General features: G+C 58.3%; 17 protein-coding genes. 11 read left to right on the forward strand and 6 right to left on the reverse strand.

The genetic code is table 11. From position 1 onward, the window contains the following. Positions 1-71 precede the first annotated feature (71 nt). Genes mnmG through FHT71_RS12040 form a run of 4 tightly spaced genes read left to right on the forward strand, consistent with a single transcriptional unit; the run spans position 72 to position 4,322 of the window. Positions 72-1,946, forward strand: a complete 1,875-nt coding sequence (mnmG, locus tag FHT71_RS12025; RefSeq protein ID WP_183719751.1) for a tRNA uridine-5-carboxymethylaminomethyl(34) synthesis enzyme MnmG — start codon at positions 72-74, stop codon at positions 1,944-1,946. A gap of 34 nt (positions 1,947-1,980) precedes the next feature. Beyond that, the gene (gene rsmG / locus FHT71_RS12030) at positions 1,981-2,598 is read left to right on the forward strand and encodes a 16S rRNA (guanine(527)-N(7))-methyltransferase RsmG (protein ID WP_183719753.1); all 618 of its coding nucleotides are present in this window, start codon (positions 1,981-1,983) and stop codon (positions 2,596-2,598) included. A gap of 17 nt (positions 2,599-2,615) precedes the next feature. Further along, positions 2,616-3,410, forward strand: coding sequence for a ParA family protein (locus FHT71_RS12035; RefSeq protein WP_132592382.1), 795 nt, complete (start codon positions 2,616-2,618; stop codon positions 3,408-3,410). Positions 3,411-3,437: 27 nt separating this feature from the next. After that, positions 3,438-4,322, forward strand: coding sequence for a ParB/RepB/Spo0J family partition protein (locus FHT71_RS12040; protein ID WP_132592384.1), 885 nt, complete (start codon positions 3,438-3,440; stop codon positions 4,320-4,322). Between the two features lie 6 nt (positions 4,323-4,328). On the opposite strand, the gene holA is transcribed toward FHT71_RS12040, so the two are convergent. The 3 genes from holA to leuS are packed head-to-tail and all read right to left on the reverse strand — an operon-like array spanning position 4,329 to position 8,516. Then, complete coding sequence (holA, locus tag FHT71_RS12045) at positions 4,329-5,363, reverse strand: DNA polymerase III subunit delta (protein ID WP_007798160.1); 1,035 nt, start codon at positions 5,361-5,363, stop codon at positions 4,329-4,331. A gap of 11 nt (positions 5,364-5,374) precedes the next feature. Then, the gene (gene lptE / locus FHT71_RS12050; RefSeq protein WP_007798162.1) at positions 5,375-5,896 is read right to left on the reverse strand and encodes an LPS assembly lipoprotein LptE; all 522 of its coding nucleotides are present in this window, start codon (positions 5,894-5,896) and stop codon (positions 5,375-5,377) included. Beyond that, a complete protein-coding gene (gene leuS / locus FHT71_RS12055; protein WP_132592386.1) occupies positions 5,886-8,516 on the reverse strand; it encodes a leucine--tRNA ligase in 2,631 nt (876 codons plus the stop codon). Before leuS ends, lptE begins: the two co-directional genes overlap by 11 nt. Before the next feature lie 200 nt (positions 8,517-8,716). Here leuS and FHT71_RS12060 point away from each other — a divergent pair, with 200 nt between their 5' ends. Further along, a complete protein-coding gene (locus tag FHT71_RS12060; RefSeq protein WP_132592388.1) occupies positions 8,717-9,376 on the forward strand; it encodes a YggS family pyridoxal phosphate-dependent enzyme in 660 nt (219 codons plus the stop codon). A gap of 82 nt (positions 9,377-9,458) precedes the next feature. Continuing rightward, positions 9,459-11,369 carry a propionyl-CoA synthetase gene (locus tag FHT71_RS12065; protein ID WP_183719755.1) on the forward strand — a complete coding sequence of 637 codons (1,911 nt, stop codon included), beginning with the start codon at positions 9,459-9,461 and terminating at the stop codon, positions 11,367-11,369. A 62-nt stretch (positions 11,370-11,431) separates the two neighbouring features. Here FHT71_RS12065 and FHT71_RS12070 read toward each other — a convergent pair whose 3' ends face one another. Next, the gene (locus tag FHT71_RS12070; RefSeq protein ID WP_007798173.1) at positions 11,432-12,130 is read right to left on the reverse strand and encodes a DUF1013 domain-containing protein; all 699 of its coding nucleotides are present in this window, start codon (positions 12,128-12,130) and stop codon (positions 11,432-11,434) included. A 222-nt stretch (positions 12,131-12,352) separates the two neighbouring features. Between FHT71_RS12070 and acs the strand changes: the two genes are divergently transcribed. Next, the gene (gene acs, locus FHT71_RS12075; protein WP_183719757.1) at positions 12,353-14,308 is read left to right on the forward strand and encodes an acetate--CoA ligase; all 1,956 of its coding nucleotides are present in this window, start codon (positions 12,353-12,355) and stop codon (positions 14,306-14,308) included. Positions 14,309-14,798: 490 nt separating this feature from the next. Here acs and FHT71_RS12080 read toward each other — a convergent pair whose 3' ends face one another. Then, positions 14,799-15,023 carry a DUF1674 domain-containing protein gene (locus tag FHT71_RS12080; RefSeq protein ID WP_132592394.1) on the reverse strand — a complete coding sequence of 75 codons (225 nt, stop codon included), beginning with the start codon at positions 15,021-15,023 and terminating at the stop codon, positions 14,799-14,801. Positions 15,024-15,146: 123 nt separating this feature from the next. Here FHT71_RS12080 and htpX point away from each other — a divergent pair, with 123 nt between their 5' ends. From htpX to purH, 4 genes are all read left to right on the forward strand, one after another. Further along, the gene (gene htpX / locus FHT71_RS12085; RefSeq protein ID WP_132592396.1) at positions 15,147-16,109 is read left to right on the forward strand and encodes a zinc metalloprotease HtpX; all 963 of its coding nucleotides are present in this window, start codon (positions 15,147-15,149) and stop codon (positions 16,107-16,109) included. Beyond that, a complete protein-coding gene (locus tag FHT71_RS12090) occupies positions 16,100-17,494 on the forward strand; it encodes an RsmB/NOP family class I SAM-dependent RNA methyltransferase (RefSeq protein ID WP_183719759.1) in 1,395 nt (464 codons plus the stop codon). Before htpX ends, FHT71_RS12090 begins: the two co-directional genes overlap by 10 nt. 110 nt (positions 17,495-17,604) lie before the next feature. Further along, on the forward strand, positions 17,605-19,269 hold the full coding sequence (locus tag FHT71_RS12095; protein ID WP_132592398.1) for a heparinase II/III family protein: 1,665 nt from the start codon (positions 17,605-17,607) through the stop codon (positions 19,267-19,269). 95 nt (positions 19,270-19,364) lie between these two features. Beyond that, positions 19,365-20,981 (forward strand): bifunctional phosphoribosylaminoimidazolecarboxamide formyltransferase/IMP cyclohydrolase, encoded by a 1,617-nt coding sequence (gene purH, locus FHT71_RS12100; protein ID WP_132592400.1) that lies wholly within the window; start codon positions 19,365-19,367, stop codon positions 20,979-20,981. Positions 20,982-20,996: 15 nt separating this feature from the next. Here the strand turns inward: purH and FHT71_RS12105 are convergent, their stop codons facing one another. After that, on the reverse strand, positions 20,997-22,385 hold the full coding sequence (locus FHT71_RS12105) for an MFS transporter (RefSeq protein ID WP_183719813.1): 1,389 nt from the start codon (positions 22,383-22,385) through the stop codon (positions 20,997-20,999). Between the last annotated feature and the right edge of the window lie 26 nt (positions 22,386-22,411).

The raw sequence follows: 22,411 nt of genomic DNA on the forward strand, positions 1-22,411 counted from the left end.
GGTTTCACGTGAAACGCCTTGACTCGCCGGGCGACATCGCGCATCACCTGACGATCTCAGGAGCTTGAAGAATGGATACCTCACGGTTCGATGTCATCGTCATCGGCGGCGGGCACGCTGGATGCGAAGCCGCGGCCGCGGCCGCGCGTCTTGGCGCTAAGACTGCCTTGGTGACCCATCGACGCGACACCATTGGAGTTATGTCGTGCAATCCAGCAATCGGGGGGCTTGGAAAGGGTCATCTCGTTCGAGAGATTGACGCTATGGATGGGCTCATGGGTCGTATGGCTGATGCGGCTGGTATTCAGTTTCGGATGCTAAACCGAAAGAAGGGTCCGGCCGTTCAAGGTCCTCGCACGCAAGCCGATCGTAAGCTTTATCGCCAGGCCATGCTCGCTGAGATTGAGAGCATTGAGAATCTGACTATCATCGAAGGCGATGCGTTCGATGTATCCATCAAGAATGGGCGGGTTGCGGCTGTTGTGATGAAAGATAGCCGGATTCTTTCATGCAGATCGGTCGTATTGACGACAGGTACGTTCTTGCGAGGCCTCATTCATATCGGTGATCAGAAGATTCCGGCCGGCCGCATCGGTGAGGAACCATCCGTTGGGCTTTCCCAAACACTTTTGAGCCTTGGTCTTCGGTTGGGACGTCTAAAGACCGGCACGCCAGCGCGGCTCGATGGAGCTACTATCGATTGGCAGAATGTCGGCCGTCAGGGCGCTGACGAAGAGCCTGTCCCCTTCTCGTTCATCACTGACCGAATTGTGAATCCGCAAATCGAATGCGGCGTGACGCGGACGACCGAAGCGACTCACCGCGTTATCATCGAGAATTTGCAGCGCTCCGCAATGTATTCAGGGCAGATTGAGGGTGTCGGCCCGCGCTATTGCCCATCCATCGAGGACAAGCTGGTCAAGTTCGGCGAGCGCGACGGGCATCAGGTCTTTCTTGAACCTGAGGGGCTTGACGATAGCACCGTTTATCCCAACGGCATCTCGACGTCCCTGCCCGCCGAAATCCAGGACGTATTTATTCGCACGATTCCCGGGCTTGAGCGGGTGGTGATTCTGCAGCCTGGTTATGCGATCGAGTACGATCACGTCGATCCGCGGGAGCTGAAACCAACGCTCGAAGTTAAGAAGATGCCGGGACTCTTTCTTGCCGGACAGATCAATGGAACCACTGGCTACGAGGAAGCGGCGGCTCAGGGTCTTGTTGCTGGTATTAACGCGGCGCGGCTTGCAGGGGACCAGGACGAGGTTCGCTTCAGTAGGACGGATTCGTATATCGGCGTGATGATCGACGACTTGACCTCACGCGGTGTTGCCGAGCCCTACCGGATGTTTACTTCTCGCGCCGAGTATCGCCTGTCGCTGAGAGCTGACAATGCCGATGTTCGCTTAACTCCTTTGGCGATACAAATTGGCGCCGCCTCCGCGGGGCGACGGAATCGTTTCCAAGCGTATCGCGATGCGTTGGACGCAGGGCGCGTCAGATTGAAAACCCTCTCAGTGACGCCACGCGAAGCTGCGGACTTTGGTCTAAAACTCAACCAGGATGGTCAGCGACGATCAGCCTACGATCTTCTCTCCTATCCCGATTTTGGCCTTCAGGATCTTATGCAGGTTTGGCCGGTGTTAGGCGAGATGGACGCTCGGGTGGCAGAAGCCCTGGAGATAGAAGCAAGCTACGCCGTTTACATGCAGCGACAATCAGCCGACATCGCGCAAGTGAAGCGAGATGAGGATCGGGTGATACCGGGTGACTTCGACTTCGGCGCGCTTTCTGGCCTATCCAACGAGCTCAAGCAGAAGCTCCGTATTGCTCGCCCCTATGATGTAGCGCAGGCAGCGAAGATCGACGGGATGACGCCCGCTGCCATTTCGTTGTTGCTCGTCCACTTGCGGCGCGGCGCTATGGACGTTGCGGCTTCCGCCTGAAGATCGTCTTATTACAATCTACGAGAGTCCTACAATGCAGCTGAACGGTCGACGTGTTTCACGTGAAACACAGGGGCGTCTCGAACACTTCGTGGCCCTCTTTCAAAAATGGGCGAGATCGATCAACTTGACAGCGCCGTCGACGCTAGATGATGCGTGGGGCCGGCACATCGCCGACTCGGCGCAGATCTTCCAGATCCAGTCGGCGCCTCTTACCTGGATTGACCTAGGCAGCGGGGGTGGCTTTCCGGGGATTGTCACAGCCATCATGCTGGCCGAGCTGGACGGAGGTTGGGTTCATCTTGTCGAGAGCAATCACAAGAAGGCAGCATTCTTGCGCACCGCACTCCGCGAAACCGGCGGCAGGGGCACCGTTCACGCGGTTCGGATCGAAGATGCTCCGTCAATTGTCGGGGACTGTGATTTTGTCTCCGCACGTGCGCTCGCCGACCTTGGAAAGCTACTGGGCTATATTGAACCGTGGTCGAAACGGAACGTAACTCTTCGAGCCTATCTTCATAAAGGCCGGGATTACCGACGCGAGTTGGATAAAGCGCATGGTAGCTGGAGATTCGATCTGCTAGAACATATGAGCGCTGTAGAGCAGGATTCTGTCATTTTGGAGATTTTCAACCTCCAGCGCGTGGCTTAACAGATCGGGCTTTGGCTATGGCTGGCGAACGAAATCGGATAATCACCATTGCAAATCAGAAGGGCGGCGTTGGCAAGACGACGACGGCGATCAATCTGGCGACGGCACTTGCTGCCATCGGTGAGCGGGTATTGATTGTAGACCTCGATCCTCAGGGCAACGCCAGCACCGGTTTGGGGATTGATCGCAAGCATCGCCGGCTATCTTCCTATGATTTGTTGCTGGGAGATTATGGAATAGAGGAGGTTTCGCAGGAAACTGCTGTTCCAAATCTCCACATCGTGCCATCGACGATGGACCTACTCGGGATCGAAATGGAGATCGCAAGCCAGAGCGACCGTGTTTTCAAGTTGAAGAAGGCACTAGTAAAAGAAGCAACTTTCCGCTTTTCCTATATTCTCGTGGATTGCCCGCCCTCTTTCAATCTGCTCACCATGAATGCCATGGCAGCCGCGCATTCCGTGCTTGTGCCGTTGCAATGCGAGTTTTTTGCGTTAGAGGGTTTAAGTCAGCTACTCGAAACCGTCGAACAAGTTCGGCGCACGGTCAACCCACAGCTTGATATCCAGGGAATTGTGCTGACGATGTTTGATTCTCGCAACAATCTGGCGCAACAAGTTGTTAACGATGTCCGCATGCATCTCGGTGAGAAAGTCTACCATACGTTGATTCCGCGGAACGTTCGCGTTTCAGAGGCGCCATCCTACGGCAAGCCGGCGATTCTGTACGATCTGAAGTGCGCGGGGAGTCAGGCATATCTCCAGTTGGCGTCAGAGGTTATTCAACGCGAACGCCAACGTCTCGCGGCGTGATTTAAGGAAAATATAGCGAGTTAAGACATGAACGATGACGTCTCGAAGAGAAGACTTGGCCGTGGCCTAGCTGCATTAATCGGTGAGATGGATCAGCCGATGCCGGTTGATGCCCCAAATCGCGGAGTGAGTGCCGATCAAATGGTGCCCATCGAGTTCGTCGGTCGCAATCCGCGCAATCCTCGACGGTTCTTCGATGACGGCGAATTGCACGAGCTTGCGAGCTCGATCCGGCAGCATGGTATCGTTCAGCCCGTTGTAGTCCGCACGTTGGCGAGTAGCCAGTTCGAGATCATAGCCGGCGAAAGACGGTGGCGCGCGGCGCAGCTTGCTGGCTTGATCGAGATTCCTGTCATCGTGCGTAATGTCGATGACAAAACCGCTCTCGAGATCGCGATTGTCGAAAACGTTCAACGCTCCGACCTCAATCCGTTGGAAGAGGCGCTCGGCTACGAGCAACTTATGGCGGAATATGGCTATACCCAGAACGACCTTGGCGAAATCATCGGCAAGAGCCGCAGCCATGTGGCGAATTCACTGCGTCTTTTGAAGCTGCCAGAGCCTGTTCGAGACCTCCTTGCCGCCGGAAGTCTCTCTGCCGGTCATGCCCGAGCGCTGGTGCCGACCTCTGACCCGACCGCGCTCGCCCGCACGATAGTATCAAAAGGCATGTCGGTGCGCGACGCCGAGCGTTTGGCTCAAAACGATATCAAGGCGCAGTCCGAACCGAGACCCCTGGCGCATCAAAAGGATCAGAAGGATTCAGATACGCTCGCCTTGGAACGGACCCTATCCGATGCACTCGGCCTTGATGTGACGATCAATCATAAAGCAAGCGGTGGTCAGATCAGGATATCCTATAAGTCCCTGGAACAGCTAGAAGAAATCTGCCGTCTTCTGGAGCGTCGCTGAGAGTAATTACCGGCGCGCCGATTGGAGTGTGGTCGAAAGCAGCGTCTGGAGTGCGACGCTGTCTTCTAGGGACGCACGCTTGCGAGTCTGCAGGATAGTGGCCTGCAGACGATTGGCTTCTCGTGCTAGGGCGTCTGCGGACCAAGTTCGAAGTGCTTGCTCGATGATCGGTTTTCGTCGAAAATGCAGATGACGGCCCAGCGTCTGCATGACCTGCGCGGCCGGCAATCGCTTCTCTTCCATTTCCGTCTTCATGGCATCCAGCAACTGAAATTGCTTCAGGCAGGCCTGTATAACGAGAAACACCGCGGTCTTGGACGATATGATCTTCTGCATCGCGTTCAGGAAACTGGTCGGATTGCCGCTCAGCACCGCATCGACGGCATCGTCCACTGAGATTGCGCTGGCGTCGCCTATAATTTCCGTAACGTGATGCTCTTCGATCGTCGATTTACCACGGCAATAGAGCGCAAGCTTTCGCAGTTCGTTGCGAGAGGCAATCCGATCCCCGCCAATAAGCACCAGTAAGGCTTGTCGTGCAGCTGGCGTGATGGCGATGCCTGCGTTCGAAAGTTCGCTGTCTATCAAGCTGTTAAGCGCGCGAGCATCGTCGGAGTAGCAGGGTACTGCGACGATATTGCGTGCTGTCTCGGCGCCTTTCCGCAGCAGCGAACCCTTCTTGAGGTCACCGGCTTCTATAATAACGAACGTGCCTTCCGGCATGCTCGCGGAAAGAGTCTGCAGGGAATCGACGAGATATTTTTCGTTGGCTGCTCCACGGATCCAGACTAGTTTGTCCCCTCCGAAAAGGCCGATCGCGCCAGTCTCGTCCAGGAGACGTCCCTGGTCCCGCTGCAAGTCGGCGATGTCGAGCTTGATCAGCGAAAAAGGATCCGTGAGCGAAACGCCTGTCTTGGCAGCAAGAAGGGTTGCGCGCTCCGAGACAAGGCCACGATCCGGCCCATAGATCACGAAGAGCCGGTAGTTGCGGGCGGATCGCTCAAGAAAGCTTTCAAACTCATGCGATTTGATTTCCGCCATGCATCCGCTCCTCAGCGGCCAAGCGCGGCCGCAATGTCGGCACCAACAAACTCGGCAGCCTGCCGCGCGGCGCGATTCTCGGCGTCGCGAATAGCGCGCTGTTTAGCAAATTCCTGGCCGGGGAAGTCGAGCAGGGCGGTGGCATAGCGATTGCCGGCCTTGATGACATGACCATCTTTCGTCGACTTCAGGGTGTAGTCAACGCTGACAGTTGCACGTCCAGCTAGCGACTCATCTGACGACGCGACAAGCAGAGTGCTAATGACATTCGACCGAACGCTGAGCTCTACCTTGTAGTCCGGGTTCGCGGGCTCGCCGGCGCCGCGTGAAGCGATAAAGATCAGTCGATTGCGAACTTCCTGCCCGACACGGCTCGTTGCTTCCGAGAAGCCGACAGACGCGAGTTTACCCGCGACGCCGGAGCTTTCGGAATAGAGGGGGCGAACCTGGCAGGATGCAAGAAAGGCCGCGGATGCAAGGATTGCGGCAATGCCTGAGCCGCGCAGCAGCTTAAAAGCGATATCAAACGACAATGTTCACAATCCTTTGCGGAACCACGATGATCTTCTTAGGCGTCTGACCGTTCAGAGCCTTCTTGATCTCATCCAATGCAAGCACACCCTCGGTGACGGCATTCTGATCTGCGTCGCGAGAAATTGTCAATTCGGCGCGCTTCTTGCCGTTGATCTGAACCGGCAAAATCAAATCGTTTTCAACGACAAGGGTCTCGTCATAACGTGGCCAATCCGTGTGTGCCAGCAATGCGCCGTTGCCCAGCGCTGCCCAGCACTCCTCCGCCAAATGCGGTGTCATCGGCGCTACTAACTGGATAAGTATCTCTGCAGCGTCGCGTACGGCGGCGCGATACGTCCGATCGCCCTCCCCCGCGCCTACACGGGTCAAAGGTGATGCCAGGGCATTGACGAGCTCGTAGATCCGCGCGACGGCCTTGTTGAACCAGAGACGATCGTAGTCATTCTGCACGGCCTTCAAGGTTTTGTGCGCGACCTGGGAGATAGCCTGAGCTTCCCCATCCTTAGCCGGAGTCGGAGCAACATTGCGAAGGTTGTCCGACGCCTCGGCAATTAGTCGCCACAGACGCTGCGTAAACCGGTGAGCGCCCTCGACCCCTGCTTCCGACCAGATAACGTCCCGCTCCGGTGGCGAATCCGAAAGCACGAAGAAGCGCGCAGTGTCTGCGCCGTAAGAGGCGATGATATCGTCCGGATCGACGACATTCTTCTTCGACTTCGACATCTTCTCGATCGATCCGATAGCGACTTCTTCGCCGTTGGAGAGGTGATAGGCGCGGCGTTTTCCGTCCAGTTCCTCGATGCGAATGTCTGCCGGTGCGACCCACTCGCGGCTCATACCGGTACCGCGGCTGTATGTCTCGTGCACGACCATGCCCTGCGTGAAGAGACCCTTAAAAGGTTCCTTCACATCGACATGGCCTGTCTCGCGCATTGCACGGGTGAAGAAGCGCGAATAGAGCAGGTGCAAGATCGCGTGCTCGATACCACCGATGTACTGGTCGACCGGCAGCCACCGATTGGCAGCGCTCGGGTCAGTCGGCTTGCCTTCCCAAGGCGCAGTAAAGCGCGTGAAATACCAGCTGGAATCGACAAAAGTGTCCATCGTGTCGGTTTCCCGTCGTGCATCCTTGCGGCACTGCGGGCAGGCGACATGCCGCCATGTTGGATGACGATCAAGCGGATTGCCGGGCTGGTCGAAGGTTACGTCCTCCGGCAGCTTTACCGGCAGGTCCTTCTTCGGAACGGGAACAACGCCGCAGTCATCGCAATGGATCACCGGGATCGGGCAGCCCCAGTAGCGCTGGCGCGAGATGCCCCAATCACGCAAGCGGAAGTTAACCTTGCGCTCGCCCTGGGGAGCGTTCCCAAGCGTCATCGATGACAAACGGTCAGCGACAAGATCAAATGCCTCGCTGGTGGTCTTGCCGTCGAGGAAGCGCGAGTTGATCATCACGCCGTCGCCGTCATAGGCAACATCACCAACGCTGAACGTCGCAGCATCTCCATCTGCCGGCATGACGACCGGAACGACGGGCAAATCGTACTTGCGTGCGAAATCAAGGTCCCGCTGATCGCCTGACGGGCAGCCAAAAATGGCGCCAGTCCCGTAGTCCATGAGGACGAAGTTTGCGATGTAAACAGGCAGTTCCCACGAAGGATCAAGTGGATGCCTTACCCGTATGCCGGTGTCGATTCCCTTCTTCTCCGCAGTTTCCAGCGCGGCAAGCGAGGTGCCGGCGCGGCGGCATTCCTCGCAGAAGGCATCGATGGCCGGACTCTTCGCTGCGGCATCCTTTGCCAGTGGATGGTCAGCCGCGATCGCCAGGAACGAGGCGCCGAACAGCGTGTCCGGGCGCGTCGTATAGACCTCGATCTCGGTTTCTCCGGCCGGCGCGGTCTCCTGAACGATCTCCCAGCGGAGCATCATGCCTTCGGAGCGGCCGATCCAGTTCTTCTGCATCAGCCGGACCTTTTCGGGCCATTGATCAAGCGTGTCCAACGCCTCGAGCAGGTCCTGGCTGAAGTCGGTGATCTTGAAGAACCACTGCGTCAATTCGCGTTGTTCGACGAGTGCGCCCGAACGCCAGCCGCGTCCGTCGATAACCTGTTCGTTGGCCAGAACAGTGTTGTCGACCGGATCCCAATTCACCTTCGACTGCTTGCGATAGACGAGCCCCTTCTCGAGGAAATCCAGGAAAAGATGCTGTTGATGCTGGTAGTAGGCAACATCGCAGGTCGCGAACTCGCGCCTCCAATCCAGTGATAGGCCCATCGCCTTCAACTGAGACTTCATCGACGCGATATTCTGGTAGGTCCAGGACGCCGGATGGACGCCGCGCTCCATTGCTGCATTCTCGGCCGGCATGCCAAAGGCGTCCCACCCCATGGGATGCAGCACGTTATAGCCGCGAGCGCGCTTGTAGCGAGCTACGACGTCACCCATCGCGTAGTTTCGCACATGGCCCATGTGGATGCGACCGGATGGATACGGAAACATTTCAAGGACGTAATACTTCTCGCGCGGATCGCTGTTGTCGGTCTCGAAGACCTTCGCTTCGTTCCATTTCTGCTGCCAGTGAGGTTCAGCATCGCGCGGGTTATAACGTTCGGTTGCCATGGTACTCGTATTTCCGAAAAATCAGGGGAAGTTGGTGGTGACCTTCACCATGAAACCACCGTAGCGTCAAGTTTTACGGGTGCGGCAAGCGTCCGATCTCGGTCTGCCGTCCACGATTTCGGGCGTGTGGGGCCTTGGCAAGCACAGCCCGGGCGTTTAGTGCATTGCGATCTTCTCATGCGGTCTTGTCGAGGCGAGTGATGGAACTTGAAGAGCGATTGAACGATGTGCGCTCGCATATCGCCGCAGCCGAACAGCAGGGCGGGCGATCCCCGGGTTCGGTTCAGCTTGTCGCCGTCTCAAAGACATTCGGCGCAGACGCCATCCGCCCGGCGCTACAGGCCGGGCAGCGGACTTTCGGGGAAAACAGGGTTCAGGAAAGCCAGGTAAAATGGCCGGAGCTGAAATTGGAGACGTCGGACATCGAACTTCATCTTATTGGACCTCTGCAGTCTAACAAGGCGGCAGAGGCGGTTGCGTTGTTCGATGTGATCGAGACAGTTGATCGCGAGAAGATTGCCCGTGTACTCGCTGACGAAATGAAGCGTCAGGCGAAGACCCCTCGTCTCTATGTCCAGGTAAATACAGGGCTTGAGCCGCAGAAGGCTGGGATCGCACCGAATGACGTCGCGGTGTTTGTCGCTTTTTGTCGTGATGAACTCGGCCTCGCCATCGAGGGACTGATGTGTATCCCGCCAGCGGATGAGAACCCCGGTCCGCATTTTTCATTGCTCGCCAAGCTTGCTAAGGCGTGCGGCGTCGAGAAGCTTTCGATGGGGATGTCCGGGGATTATGAAACGGCCATTGCCTTTGGCGCGACCAGCGTTCGTGTCGGCTCCGCGATCTTCGGCGCCCGCTGATACGCTGCTTTGGTCGGGCTTCCTCTCCTGCCCTGCCTCTCCTAGATTGCTAAGGTAACTTGCATATCCTGGGGAGGAGCAGATGCAGGGTGACTATCAGCGGACCTATGCCAGATGGAAGGGCGATCCGGAGGCCTTCTGGCGGGCGGCGGCGGCGGAAATTGACTGGTTCAAAGAGCCGGAGCGGACGTTTTCACCGGAGAGCGGTCCATATGGCCGTTGGTTCGCCGGAGGCGAAACCAATACCTGCTACAATTGCCTCGATCGCCATGTTCTGGCCGGTCGCGGCGGCAATACCGCATTTATCTACGACAGCCCCATGAGCGGTACGAAGACTGTCTTTACCTACGACGAAGCCCTTGCCGAAGTGAACGCCGTTGCTGCGACGCTGCGGCAGCGCGGAATCGCGAAGGGCGACCGCGTCATCATCTATATGCCGATGGTGCCGCAAGCGGTCTTCTCTATGCTTGCCTGCGCACGCATCGGCGCTGTCCATTCCGTCGTGTTCGGTGGCTTTGCGGCAAATGAGCTTGCGGCGCGCATCGACGATTCGGGAGCGAAACTAATTCTGACCGCAAGTTGCGGGCTCGAACCGGGACGGGTGGTGCCCTACAAGCCCTTGGTCGATCAGGCAATCGCCATCGCGAAGTCAAAGCCGGTCCATTGCCTTGTTCTGCAGAGGACGCAGCTTGCGGCGGACCTGGTTGATGGTCGTGACGAGGATTTCGAAGCTGCCGTCGCGAGAAATCGTGGTGTGAATGTCGAATGCACCCCCGTCGAGGCGACGGACGAACTCTATATTCTCTATACGTCTGGCACGACGGGCCAGCCCAAGGGCGTCGTGCGCGACAACGGCGGTCACATGGTCGCCCTCAACTGGTCGATGACGAACATTTTCGGCATCCAGCAGGGTGAAGTGTTCTGGGCCGCCTCCGATATTGGTTGGGTTGTCGGCCATTCCTACATTGTCTATGCGCCGCTCCTGGCTGGCGCTGCCAGTGTTATCTTCGAAGGAAAACCGGTCGGCACGCCTGATGCCGGCGTCTTCTGGCGCATTGCTTCAGAGCATGATGTGCGCGTTCTCTTCACCGCACCTACGGCCTTCCGCGCCATTCGCCGCGAAGATAGCGAGGGCGCACACCTCAAAGCCTATTCGAAGCCCAATTTCAGAGCCCTGTTCCTGGCGGGAGAGCGTGCTGATCCGGAGACACTGAAGTGGGCCGAGCATATGCTCAATGTTCCCGTGATCGATCATTGGTGGCAGACCGAAACGGGATGGCCAATGGTGGCGAATCCGCTCGGCCTTGAGGTGCTACCGGTGAAGCATGGTTCCCCATCGGTACCCATGCCCGGCTATAGTATCCATGTCCTCGATGACGCCGGTCACCCCGTTGCGCCGGGGACACTCGGGAACATTGTTGTCGAGCTTCCCCTGCCTCCCGGTTGCCTGCCCACGCTGTGGAACGCAGATGAGCGCTTCCGTTCGGCCTATTTGGCTGAATTTCCGGGTTATTACAAAACGGCGGATGCCGGCTACGTCGACGAGGATGGCTACCTCTTCATCATGTCGCGAACCGACGACATCATCAACTGTGCAGGTCATCGCCTGTCGACGGGAGCGATGGAGGAGGTTTGTGCCACGCATCCGGATGTTGCCGAATGCGCTGTGGTCGGAATTGCCGACCAGCTGAAGGGCCAGGTGCCGTGCGGGCTTCTGGTTCTCAAAAAGAATGTTTCACGGGAAACATCGGCCATCGAATCGGAGGTCGTAAAGCTGATCCGCGACGCGATCGGCCCAGTGGCTGCTTTCAAGACCGCCATAACGGTCGACCGCCTTCCCAAGACACGCTCCGGCAAGATTCTGCGCGGGACGATCCAAAAGATTGCCGACGGCGTGCCGTGGAAAATGCCAGCGACGATCGACGATCCGGCAATTCTCGAGGAAATCGCGGAAGCGTTGCGCAAGCGCGGATTCGGTTCGTTTCCGATATAGAAGCGCAGAAATAAAAAGGCCCCGCTTACGCAGGGCCTTGTTTATCGCTCATCGAGAGACAATCAGTAGTGATCGTCTTCGTCCTCATCCTTCGGAGAAGACTTCAGCGACTTCAGCTTTGCGAAAACGGCATCGGCGTCGATTTCCTTCTCCTCTTCGCGCTCATGGCTCGTCAGACGCTCGGTCTCATGCGCAGACTGCAAGGTTGCACCAAGCTCGGCTGCCGTTGGCAGCGGACGGCCCTTTGCCGCCTTTTCGACTTCCATGTCGAGATCGATCTGGCTGCAAAGACCGAGTGTTACCGGGTCCATCGGCGCCAGATTTGCAGAGTTCCAGTGAGTGCGTTCGCGAATCTGCTCGATCGTCGACTTCGTCGTGCCGACGAGACGGGAAATCTGCGCATCCTTCAGTTCCGGATGATTGCGCACCAGCCAGAGAATGGCGTTTGGGCGATCCTGGCGCTTGGAAACCGGCGTATAGCGCGGGCCACGGCGCTTGGATTCGGGCACGCGAACTTTGGGCTCGGAGAGTTTAAGCTTGTGTGCCGGGTTCTTTTCGGCACGGGCGATTTCGTCGCGGGAAAGCTGGCCGGTCGCAATCGGGTCGAGACCCTTGATGCCCTGCGCGGCTTCGCCATCGGCAATCGCCTTCACTTCGAGCGGATGCAGTTTGCAGAACTGTGCGATCTGGTCGAATGACAGGGCTGTGTTGTCGACGAGCCAGATGGCGGTCGCCTTCGGCATGAGCAATTGTTGAGCCATGGATATAGTCCTTCTGTCGTCCGCGCCGGTGTCGCGGTCCGTGGGTTGTCACCACTATGTCCGGGAAATATGGCGCTATATAACCGCAGTGACGCAGAATTGCAATTGATCACGAATGAAATGACCTTTGTCTAATTGCCGGGCAAATTCGACCTGCTATGAATGCCCAGAGCCAGTCCGGACTGCTTCGTTCCGTCCGGTGTCCGAGTGAGGAGGAGTTCCATGTCCGAAAAGATCTACCCGGTGCAAAAACCGGTGAAGAACCATGCGCTTATAGATAAGTCCAAGTACGAGCAGTGGTACGAGGAAAGCGTCGAGAACCCCGACAAATTCTGGGGCAGGCATGGCAAGCGGATCGATTGGTTCAAGCCCTACACCAAGGTCAAGAACACGTCTTTCACCGGCCGGGTCTCGATCAAGTGGTTCGAGGACGGGCAGACGAACGTTTCGTACAACTGTATCGACCGGCACCTGAAGACCAACGGCAATCAGACGGCGATCATCTTCGAGGGCGACAATCCCTACGTTGACAAGAAGATCACCTACAACGAGCTCTATGAGCACGTTTGCCGTATGGCGAACGTCATGAAGAAGCACGGCGTCAAGAAGGGTGATCGCGTTACCATCTATATGCCGATGATTCCCGAGGCGGCCTATGCGATGCTCGCCTGTGCCCGCATCGGCGCAGTTCATTCGGTCGTGTTCGGCGGCTTCTCGCCGGAAGCGCTGGCCGGTCGTATTGTCGACTGCCAGTCCACCTTTGTGATCACCTGCGACGAAGGCGTACGCGGCGGCAAGCCGGTGCCGCTGAAGGACAATACCGATACGGCCATTCATATCGCCGCTCGTCAGCATGTCATCGTCGACAAGGTCCTCGTGGTGCGGCGTACCGGTGGCAAGACCGGCTGGGCGCCGGGCCGCGATCTCTGGTACCATCAGGAAGTCGCTACGGTTAAGCCTGAATGCCCGCCGGTGAAGATGAAGGCGGAGGATCCGCTGTTCATCCTCTACACCTCTGGCTCCACCGGAAAGCCGAAAGGCGTGTTGCATACGACGGGCGGCTACCTCGTCTATGCGGCGATGACCCATGAATATGTGTTCGACTATCACCCTGGCGATATCTACTGGTGCACCGCCGACGTGGGCTGGGTGACCGGGCACTCCTATATCGTCTACGGTCCGCTTGCGAACTGTGCGACGACGCTGATGTTCGAAGGCGTGCCGAATTTCCCGGATCAGGGCCGGTTCTGGGAGGTCATCGACAAACACAAGGTCAATATCTTCTACACGGCGCCGACGGCGATCCGCTCGCTAATGGGTGCTGGCGACCACTTCGTCACGCGCTCGTCGCGTTCCAGCCTGCGTCTGCTCGGAACGGTTGGCGAGCCGATCAATCCGGAAGCGTGGGAATGGTACTATAACGTCGTCGGCGACAAGCGTTGCCCTGTCATCGATACGTGGTGGCAGACGGAAACCGGCGGTCACATGATCACGCCGCTGCCGGGCGCGACTGACCTGAAGCCGGGTTCGGCGACGATGCCATTCTTCGGCGTCAAGCCGCAGCTGGTCGACAATGAAGGCAATGTGCTCGAGGGTGCGGCCGACGGCAATCTCTGCATTACCGACAGCTGGCCGGGGCAGATGCGCACTGTTTATGGCGACCACGAGCGCTTCATCCAGACGTACTTCTCGACCTACAAGGGCAAGTATTTCACCGGCGATGGCTGCCGACGGGATGAGGACGGCTACTACTGGATCACCGGTCGTGTCGATGACGTGCTGAACGTTTCAGGGCACCGTCTGGGCACCGCCGAGGTCGAATCCGCGCTCGTTTCGCACAACCTTGTGTCGGAGGCGGCCGTCGTTGGGTATCCGCACCCGATCAAGGGCCAGGGCATCTATTGCTACGTTACTCTAATGGCGGGCAATGAAGGTTCGGACGATTTGCGCCAGCAATTGGTCAAGCATGTTCGCAGCGAAATCGGCCCAATCGCAGCACCCGACAAGATACAGTTTGCACCCGGTCTTCCGAAGACCCGTTCCGGCAAGATCATGCGCCGCATCCTGCGCAAGATCGCCGAGGACGACTTCGGCTCTTTGGGCGATACCTCGACGCTTGCTGATCCCGCCGTTGTTGACGATCTGATTGCCAACCGCCAGAACAAGGTGACAGTCTAAGCAAAAGCCGCTCCGAGCGATCGGGGCGGCTTCAGTTCTGTTCGGGACAGATTACGCGCGGCTTTCGGCCGCCATCATAGGCCCGTACGATCCCCCGCCCAACAGATATTGAGCCGGTTCCTGCCATCTGAAAATGTTACGTTTGCCAGGATGCGGCCAAAATACTTGTCCGCCAGCAATCTGCGTAAGCTGGATCTCGGGTGATCTGGATGTCGGGCTTCGGCACAGCCTGAGTGCATCACAGGCGCGTCGATACCGCGAATCCGAACATAGACTTCCATTGTCTGCTGCGGCCAAGGACGAGCTTCGACCAGAAGAGTATCTCCATCGATCACTCTTAGGATTTCAGCCGATACCGGCCCGCTATTTCGTCGCGTGCCTCGGACGCGACCGGAGTTACGACAAAGGCGGCCAGTGCGACAAGGGAAGCAATCTTTCTCATGAAAGGAATAAATTCCGATCGTGGGAGAAAGTTAATAGGAATATTTACTTAGAAATCGATCGCTCTGCCGTTGATTTCCCAGTCCCCGAAGCGGGAGGGATCGGCACCGCCGCGGCCACCTATCTCTGGCGGCATTTCTACCGGCTTCTCGTTTCGGCGCCGCTCTTCCGCCTCGGCAAGCGCGCGCTTGGCGGCCGGCGGGAGCAACTTGCGGGGAGTCTCGGCGGCTTCCGCCGCTAGGGTTTCGTTGTTGTCATTATCCGCTGCCTGCATCACGCGTTTCCGCCCAAAAATATTGAAAATGGCTGGTGAATGACCAAATCATAGTGCGCCGGCGCCGCAATTGAAACCCTCTGACCTTGCGCGGATCCGCTTAGGCGTATTTTGGAGATAGCAATGAACCTCGTCCGTACAGCCATGTTGCTCGCCTTCATGACCGCATTGTTCATGGCCGTCGGCTTTCTGATCGGCGGGCGCGGCGGCATGATGATCGCGTTCGTGATCGCGGCTGGGATGAACTTCTTTTCCTACTGGAATTCCGACCGCATGGTGCTGTCGGCCTATCACGCGCAGGAGATCGACGAGCGCAATGCCCCGGAGTTCTTCTCGATCATAAGGGATTTGGCGCGCAATGCCGGTCTGCCCATGCCCAAGGTCTATCTCTACGACAGCCCGCAACCAAATGCCTTCGCGACGGGTCGCAATCCCGAGAACGCTGCCGTTGCCGCGTCCACCGGCCTGCTGAGCGCACTGACGCCGGAAGAGGTCGCCGGCGTCATGGCGCATGAGCTCGCCCACGTGCAAAACCGCGACACCTTGACGATGACGATCACCGCGACGCTCGCCGGCGCGATCTCAATGCTGGGCAATTTTGCGTTCTTCTTCAGTGGCAACCGGGAAAACAACAACAATCCGCTCGGCTTCATAGGGGTGTTGCTGGCGATGATTGTCGCGCCGCTCGCCGCGATGATGGTTCAGATGGCCATCAGCCGGACGCGCGAATACTCGGCCGATCGCCGTGGCGCGGAGATTTGCGGCAATCCGCTGTGGCTTGCTTCGGCGCTTGCCAAGATCGCGCGGAGCGCGTCGCATGTGCCGAACTACGATGCCGAGCGCAATCCGGCAACTGCCCATATGTTCATCATCAATCCGCTGACCGGCGCCGGCATGGACAATCTGTTCTCCACACACCCGAACACGGAAAACCGGATTGCGGCGCTGCAGGAAATGGCACGCAGAGGCATGAATGTCTCGACGCCGCCGGTTCGCGCTGATAATCCGATGCGCAAATCGCGCTCGGTTCCGAATACCGGTCTTGATCGCGGTGGTTCACAACCGCCGAAAGGTCCGTGGTCTTGAATTCAGACGGCAAGAAAAAGCCATTTCGTAAAGCACAGCCTTCCAACTCGGGGCCTGTCCTTGCGCCAGCAAAACCCGGATTGCAGGTTCGTGCCGCTGCGGCCAAGATCCTGGCAGCCGTCGTGGACCGGAAGCTCCCGCTTGACGGCGCCTTGGACAATGAACATGGTAATCCAGCCTATAAGACTCTGAATGAGGGTGACCGCGCACTAGCGCGTGCCATTCTCAATGCGACGCTGCGCCATTTGCCGCGCATAGATGCCGCGATTTCCCTCCTGCTCGAATCGCCGCTTCCCGAAGGCGCGCGGGCATTGCATCACGTTCTCGCGATTGCCGCGGCGCAGATCCTCTATCTTGATGTGCCGGATCATGCCGCGGTCGACCTCGCAGTTGAGCAATCAAATCAGGACCCGCGGAATCGCCGCTTTGCCAAGCTGGTAAATGCCGTCCTACGCCGTCTCGGACGCGAGAAAGAGGATGTCCTGGCTGAAATCAACGCCATTCCGGTCATGCCGGAATGGTTTGTTAAAAGGCTCGAAAAGGCCTACGGCAAGGAAAGGGCACGATCGATCTCTGAATCGCAGCTCGAGCCGGCCGCAATTGATCTTACCGTCAAAACGGACGCGCGGAGCTGGGCGCAGCGTTTGGGCGGCCTTGTGCTGCCGACCGGTGGTGTTCGGCTGGCCGCCTTCGAGGGCGGCATTCCCTCACTCGAGGGATTTGCGGAGGGCGCCTGGTGGGTTCAGGACGCAGCCGCCAGTATCCCTGCCCAGCTTTTCGGTGACTTGGCGGGAAAACGCGTTGCGGATTTGTGTGCAGCGCCTGGCGGAAAGACGGCCCAGTTGATCCTTGCTGGGGGTGACGTTACGGCGGTCGAGCAATCCGAAAACCGTATTAAGCGTTTGCGAGCCAATCTGGATCGGCTAGCGTTGAGTGGCGAGACGGTTGCCAGCGACCTGACGAAATACCAGCCAGCGGAACTGTTCGATGCCATACTGCTGGATGCGCCCTGCTCATCGACGGGGACGACGCGCCGACATCCCGACGTTCTCTGGGTCAAGGGGCCGGACGACATTGCGAAACTTGCTGCGCTTCAGGAGCGCCTGCTGCGCCACGCGATAACCTTGCTGAAGCCGGGCGGCACAATTGTCTTTTCCAATTGCTCGCTTGATCCGACCGAGGGAGAAGAGGTAGCCGCTCGCGTCCTTTCGGATACACCGATGCTCGAGCGTGTCGCCATTGATGCCAAGCGCTGGCCGGGACTGGAGTCTGCTATCAGCCGCCTCGGAGAATTCCGCACGACGCCCGACATGTTGGAGGTTCCCGCCGGTTTTGCGGGTGGCCTTGACGGCTTCTACGCCGTCGTTATGCGCCGTGTTGCCTGATCGAAAGGCAACTGGCATAGTTGAGCACCCGTCATAATTTGATACGTAAGTGTCACGGATTCTGCGCTTATTCACTTATTCTTAACGACACGGGTCAATAGACAATAAACATGTGGTCCGGGTTCTCGGCTCTTTACTTGGGAGAGGTTTGGCGGCGCACGCTGTGCCGCGGAGCACTTCTGCGGCTGCGCCTCTTCCGCCACACGGTTCACGCCCCGGAGCGCCTGATTGTCGCCCCGACCGACCTACGTGCGGTCGATCCGCATGTGGCCGAAGAGATTTTGAACGGCCGCTTCCCGCTTGCCGGACGCCTTCTCGAAACGGGCGGCAAGTCGCCTTTCAATTTCAGCCTTCCGTCCCGATCCTTCGCGTTGCGGCTTCATGGCTTCGGATGGCTTCGCCATATGCGGACCAAGAAGAGTGACCTTCACTCGAGCGTCGCCCGCTCCATCGTCAACAACTGGCTGTCGCTGCATGGCGGCCGCATCGAAGGCATCGCCTGGGGGATCGATGTCACCGCGCAGCGGGTGATTTCCTGGCTCTCGCATTCGCCCGTTGTCCTTCACAATGCCGATCGCGGCTTCTATCGCCGTTTCCTGCGCTCGCTAGCCTTTCAAGTTCGATTTCTACGCCGAATGGCAAAGTACGCGCCTCCCGGCGAAGTTCGCTTTCGATTGCGGATCGCCCTTGCGATGGCCTCCATTGCAATGCCAACGCGCTCAGGTGCGCTCCGACGCGCTGCCGAAGCATTGGATCGGGAGTTTGACAGCCAGATTCTACCTGACGGAGGTCATGTCTCGCGCAATCCGCGGGTCGGATTGGAGCTGCTCCTCGATCTCCTTCCGCTCCGGCAAACCTACGTCAATCTCGGTCATGACCTGCCGCAGAAACTGATCTCGGGCATCGATCGTATGTATCCGGCCCTGCGCTTCTTCCGGCACCAGGATGGCGATCTCGCGCTTTTTAATGGCGCGACGTCGACTCTCGCGACGGAATTGATGTCGTTGCTGCGATACGACGAGACCGCGGGCGATCCCTTCAAGGCGATGCCCCATTCGCGCTATCAGCGGCTGGCTGCGGGTAGAACCGTGGTCATTGCCGATACCGGATTGCCGCCTACTGGCAGCCTGTCCCGCACGGCACATGCCGGTTGCCTGTCGTTTGAGATGTCCTCCGGACGTCACCGTTTTATTGTCAATTCCGGATCGCCGAAATTTGCCGGACAGCGTTACGTGCAGATCGCTCGAACGACTGCTGCGCATAGCACTGTAACTGTCAACGACACCTCATCCAGCCGTTTTGCGCCGTCAGACTTCATTGCGAACGTGATTACTGATGGCGTCAAAACCGTAAGCGTCGATCGCGCGCTCGCCGATGACGGGCGCGACGTAATCAAGGCGAGCCATGACGGCTACCTTAACGCATTTGGTGTTCTGCATGAGCGAGAGCTGACCCTGAACGCCACGGGATTGATCGTTACGGGTTATGATCGACTGGTTGCGCCGGAAGGCAAGGTCGATGAGGCCGTGCGTGCCGTGGCGCGCTTCCATGCCCACCCCTCGATCAATCTAAAGCAGCTTGACAAAGAGTCGGTGATGATGACGGCACCCGATGGAGAAACATGGCTGTTCTCCTCGCCCGGCAACGAAGTGCTGATTGGCGAGGACGTCTTCTTTGCCGACGCGTCGGGCATTTGCGGTTCCGATCAGATCGAGATCGCCTTCTCCTATCCTGACCGACCGGAAATACGCTGGTTTTTATCGCGTAAGAGCTAGCGACTGTTTCCGCGGCGGCAAAGCTGTGCTAACGCGGCGCCATCATCCGCTTATCCCTCGCCGGATATCTCCTGAAGACCAAACGGAGAAGCCTCATGGCCGTTGTTTCCAAGAAAATTCCCGCACCCGACAAGGTCGCCGTCAAGACAGCGTTGCTTTCGGTATCCGATAAGACCGGTATCGTCGAGCTCGCGCGCGCACTTGCCGATAAGGGCGTTCGCCTCCTGTCGACAGGTGGCACTCACAAGGCAATTGCAGCCGCCGGACTTGCGGTGACCGATGTTTCCGACGTCACAGGGTTTCCTGAGATCATGGATGGTCGGGTCAAGACCTTGCATCCGAAAGTGCACGGCGGCCTGCTTGCCATTCGCGATGACGCGGAACACCAAGCTGCGATGAAGGCGCACGGCATCGAGGGTATCGACCTTGTCGTCATCAATCTTTATCCGTTCGAGGACGTTCGTGCTGCCGGCGGTGACTATCCGACGACCGTCGAGAATATCGATATCGGCGGTCCCGCGATGATCCGTGCGTCGGCCAAGAACCACGCCTATGTGACGATCCTGACCGATCCGGCGGACTATGCCGAGCTACTCGAACATCTCGCTTCCGACGCCGGCGGCACTGCCTATGGCTTCCGCCAACGGATGGCAGCCAAGGCGTTTGCTCGCACGGCTGCCTATGATTCGATGATCTCCAACTGGTTTGCCGAGGCGCTCTCGATAGACACCCCGCGTCATCGCGTCATTGGTGGTGTGCTCAAGGAAGAGATGCGGTACGGCGAGAACCCGCACCAGAAGGCGGCATTCTATGTCACGGGCGAACGCCGCCCCGGTGTTGCCACGGCGTCACTGCTTCAGGGCAAGCAGCTCTCCTATAACAACATCAACGACACCGATGCGGCCTACGAGCTCGTCGCCGAGTTCCTGCCGGAAAAGTCAGCAGCCTGCGCGATCATCAAGCACGCAAATCCCTGCGGCGTGGCAACCGGTTCCAGCTTGCTCGAAGCTTACAAGCGCGCGCTTGCCTGCGACTCCGTTTCCGCCTTTGGCGGCATCATCGCCCTTAACCAGACACTCGATGCGGAAACGGCGGAAGAGATCATCAAGCTCTTTACCGAAGTCATCATCGCGCCTGAAGTTACTGAGGAGGCGAAGGCCATCGTTGCGCGCAAGGCAAACCTACGTCTGCTGACTGCAGGCGGGCTCCCAGATCCGCGGTCTGCCGGTCTGACGGCGAAAACCGTCTCCGGCGGCTTGCTCGTCCAGAGCCGAGACAACGGCATGGTCGAGGATCTGGAGCTGAAGATAGTTACCAAGCGTGCGCCTACCCAGCAGGAACTCGAGGACATGAAATTTGCCTTCAAGGTCGCCAAGCATGTCAAGTCGAACGCGGTGGTCTATGCCAAGGACGGGCAGACGGCCGGCATTGGCGCAGGCCAGATGAGCCGCGTGGATTCTGCGCGGATCGCCGGCGTGAAGGCCGAGGAAGCTGCCAGGTCCCTCGGGCTCACAGAGCCGTTGACGCACGGTTCGGCCGTTGCCTCGGAGGCCTTCCTGCCCTTCGCCGATGGCTTGCTGTCAATGATCGCAGCCGGCGCGACGGCGGTTATCCAGCCGGGCGGATCGATGCGCGATCAGGAAGTGATCGACGCTGCCAATGAGCACAATGTCGCAATGGTCTTTACCGGCATGCGGCACTTCCGCCACTAAGCGGGTAGGCCGCCGTTACGCCCTGTCCGCAGGATAGGGCGTGCGGACGAGCAGGATCAGCCCTGCGGCCAAAAAGAGTACAAGTGTTGCCATTCCAAGCCGCGACGAGCCCGTCATATAGGTCACGGCGGAGAAGAACAGCGTCGCCAGGAAGCTCGTGGCGCGCCCTGAAAGCGCATAGATGCCGAAATAGCGGCCCGCCTCGTTCAGGCTTACGCTTCGTGCGAGATAGGAGCGTGACGACGCCTGCACCGGGCCGAAGGCAAGGCCGATCAGCAGGCCGTAGGCGATGTATGCTTTCTCGGCTGCCGTCCCGAAGAGTCCACCGGAATCGGCGGTCGGCAGTTCGAGCAGGCCGAAGAGCGTGTATCCCGGCCCCGTCGACACAATGCCAACGGTTGCAAGCAACAGCATCGCCAAGCTGATGACAATTGTCGACTTGGATCCGATATGTCGATCGACCCGGCCTGCAATGATGCAGCCGAAGATTGCGACGACGTTGAGTATGATCCCGTAGATCCCGATTTCGATTGTCGCCCAGCCGAACATTCCTGCGGCAAAGGCGCCACCAAGTATCAGCAGTCCGTTGACGCCATCCTGATAGATCATGCGGGCGACCAGGAAATGAAGAATGCCTCGGCGGTGCTTGAGCTCGCCAAGCGTGCTTTTCAGCTCGGCAAGGCCGGTTCGCACCGCGGCACCGAACGGAAGGCCCTTGCTGACATCCGGTGTGAAAAAGAACATCGGAAGAATAAAGATCAGGTACCAGGCGGCCGAGATCGGCCCGGTGATGCGGGCATCTTCCCCTTGGTGTGGATCAAGACCGAACAAGGGATCAAGACCAAGAATTGTTTTGCCGGATTCCAGATTTCCCGCAAGCAGGACGACTACGGCGATCAGGACAATCATCCCGCCAAGATAGCCAAGACCCCAGGCCGTATTGGACAACTTGCCGACCTCGTCTTTGCTGACGAGCCGCGGCATCATGGAGTCGTTGAAGACGATCGAGAACTCGGCCGCGATCGACGCCAGGATCATGAAGGTTACTGGGTAGACCAGCGACGAACCCGGTGACGCAAACCAGAGGCAGAAGAGGCTCGCAATCTTGATGACGGCGAAAAAAGCGATCCAAGGCTTTCGCGCGCCGGACTGGTCTGCAATCGAACCCAGGACGGGCGACAAGATGGCGATGATCACCGAAGAGATCGTCGCCATGTTGCTCCACATCGCCTGAGCGGAGACCGGATCGGCCGTCAGGCGTGACACGAAGTACGGGCCGAAGATAAAGGTCGTTACGACCGTGAAGAATGGCTGGGCTGCCCAGTCGAAGAGCATCCAGCCCCAGATGCCCTTCTCCGATGCCCTAGCCGGCTGAGTTCCCGTCCAGTCGATGCGATTCACAATCCGCTCCTGATTCCGAGCGGAACTGT

It is taken from the genome of Rhizobium sp. BK060, from assembly GCF_014193145.1.
Taxonomy (GTDB): domain Bacteria; phylum Pseudomonadota; class Alphaproteobacteria; order Rhizobiales; family Rhizobiaceae; genus Rhizobium.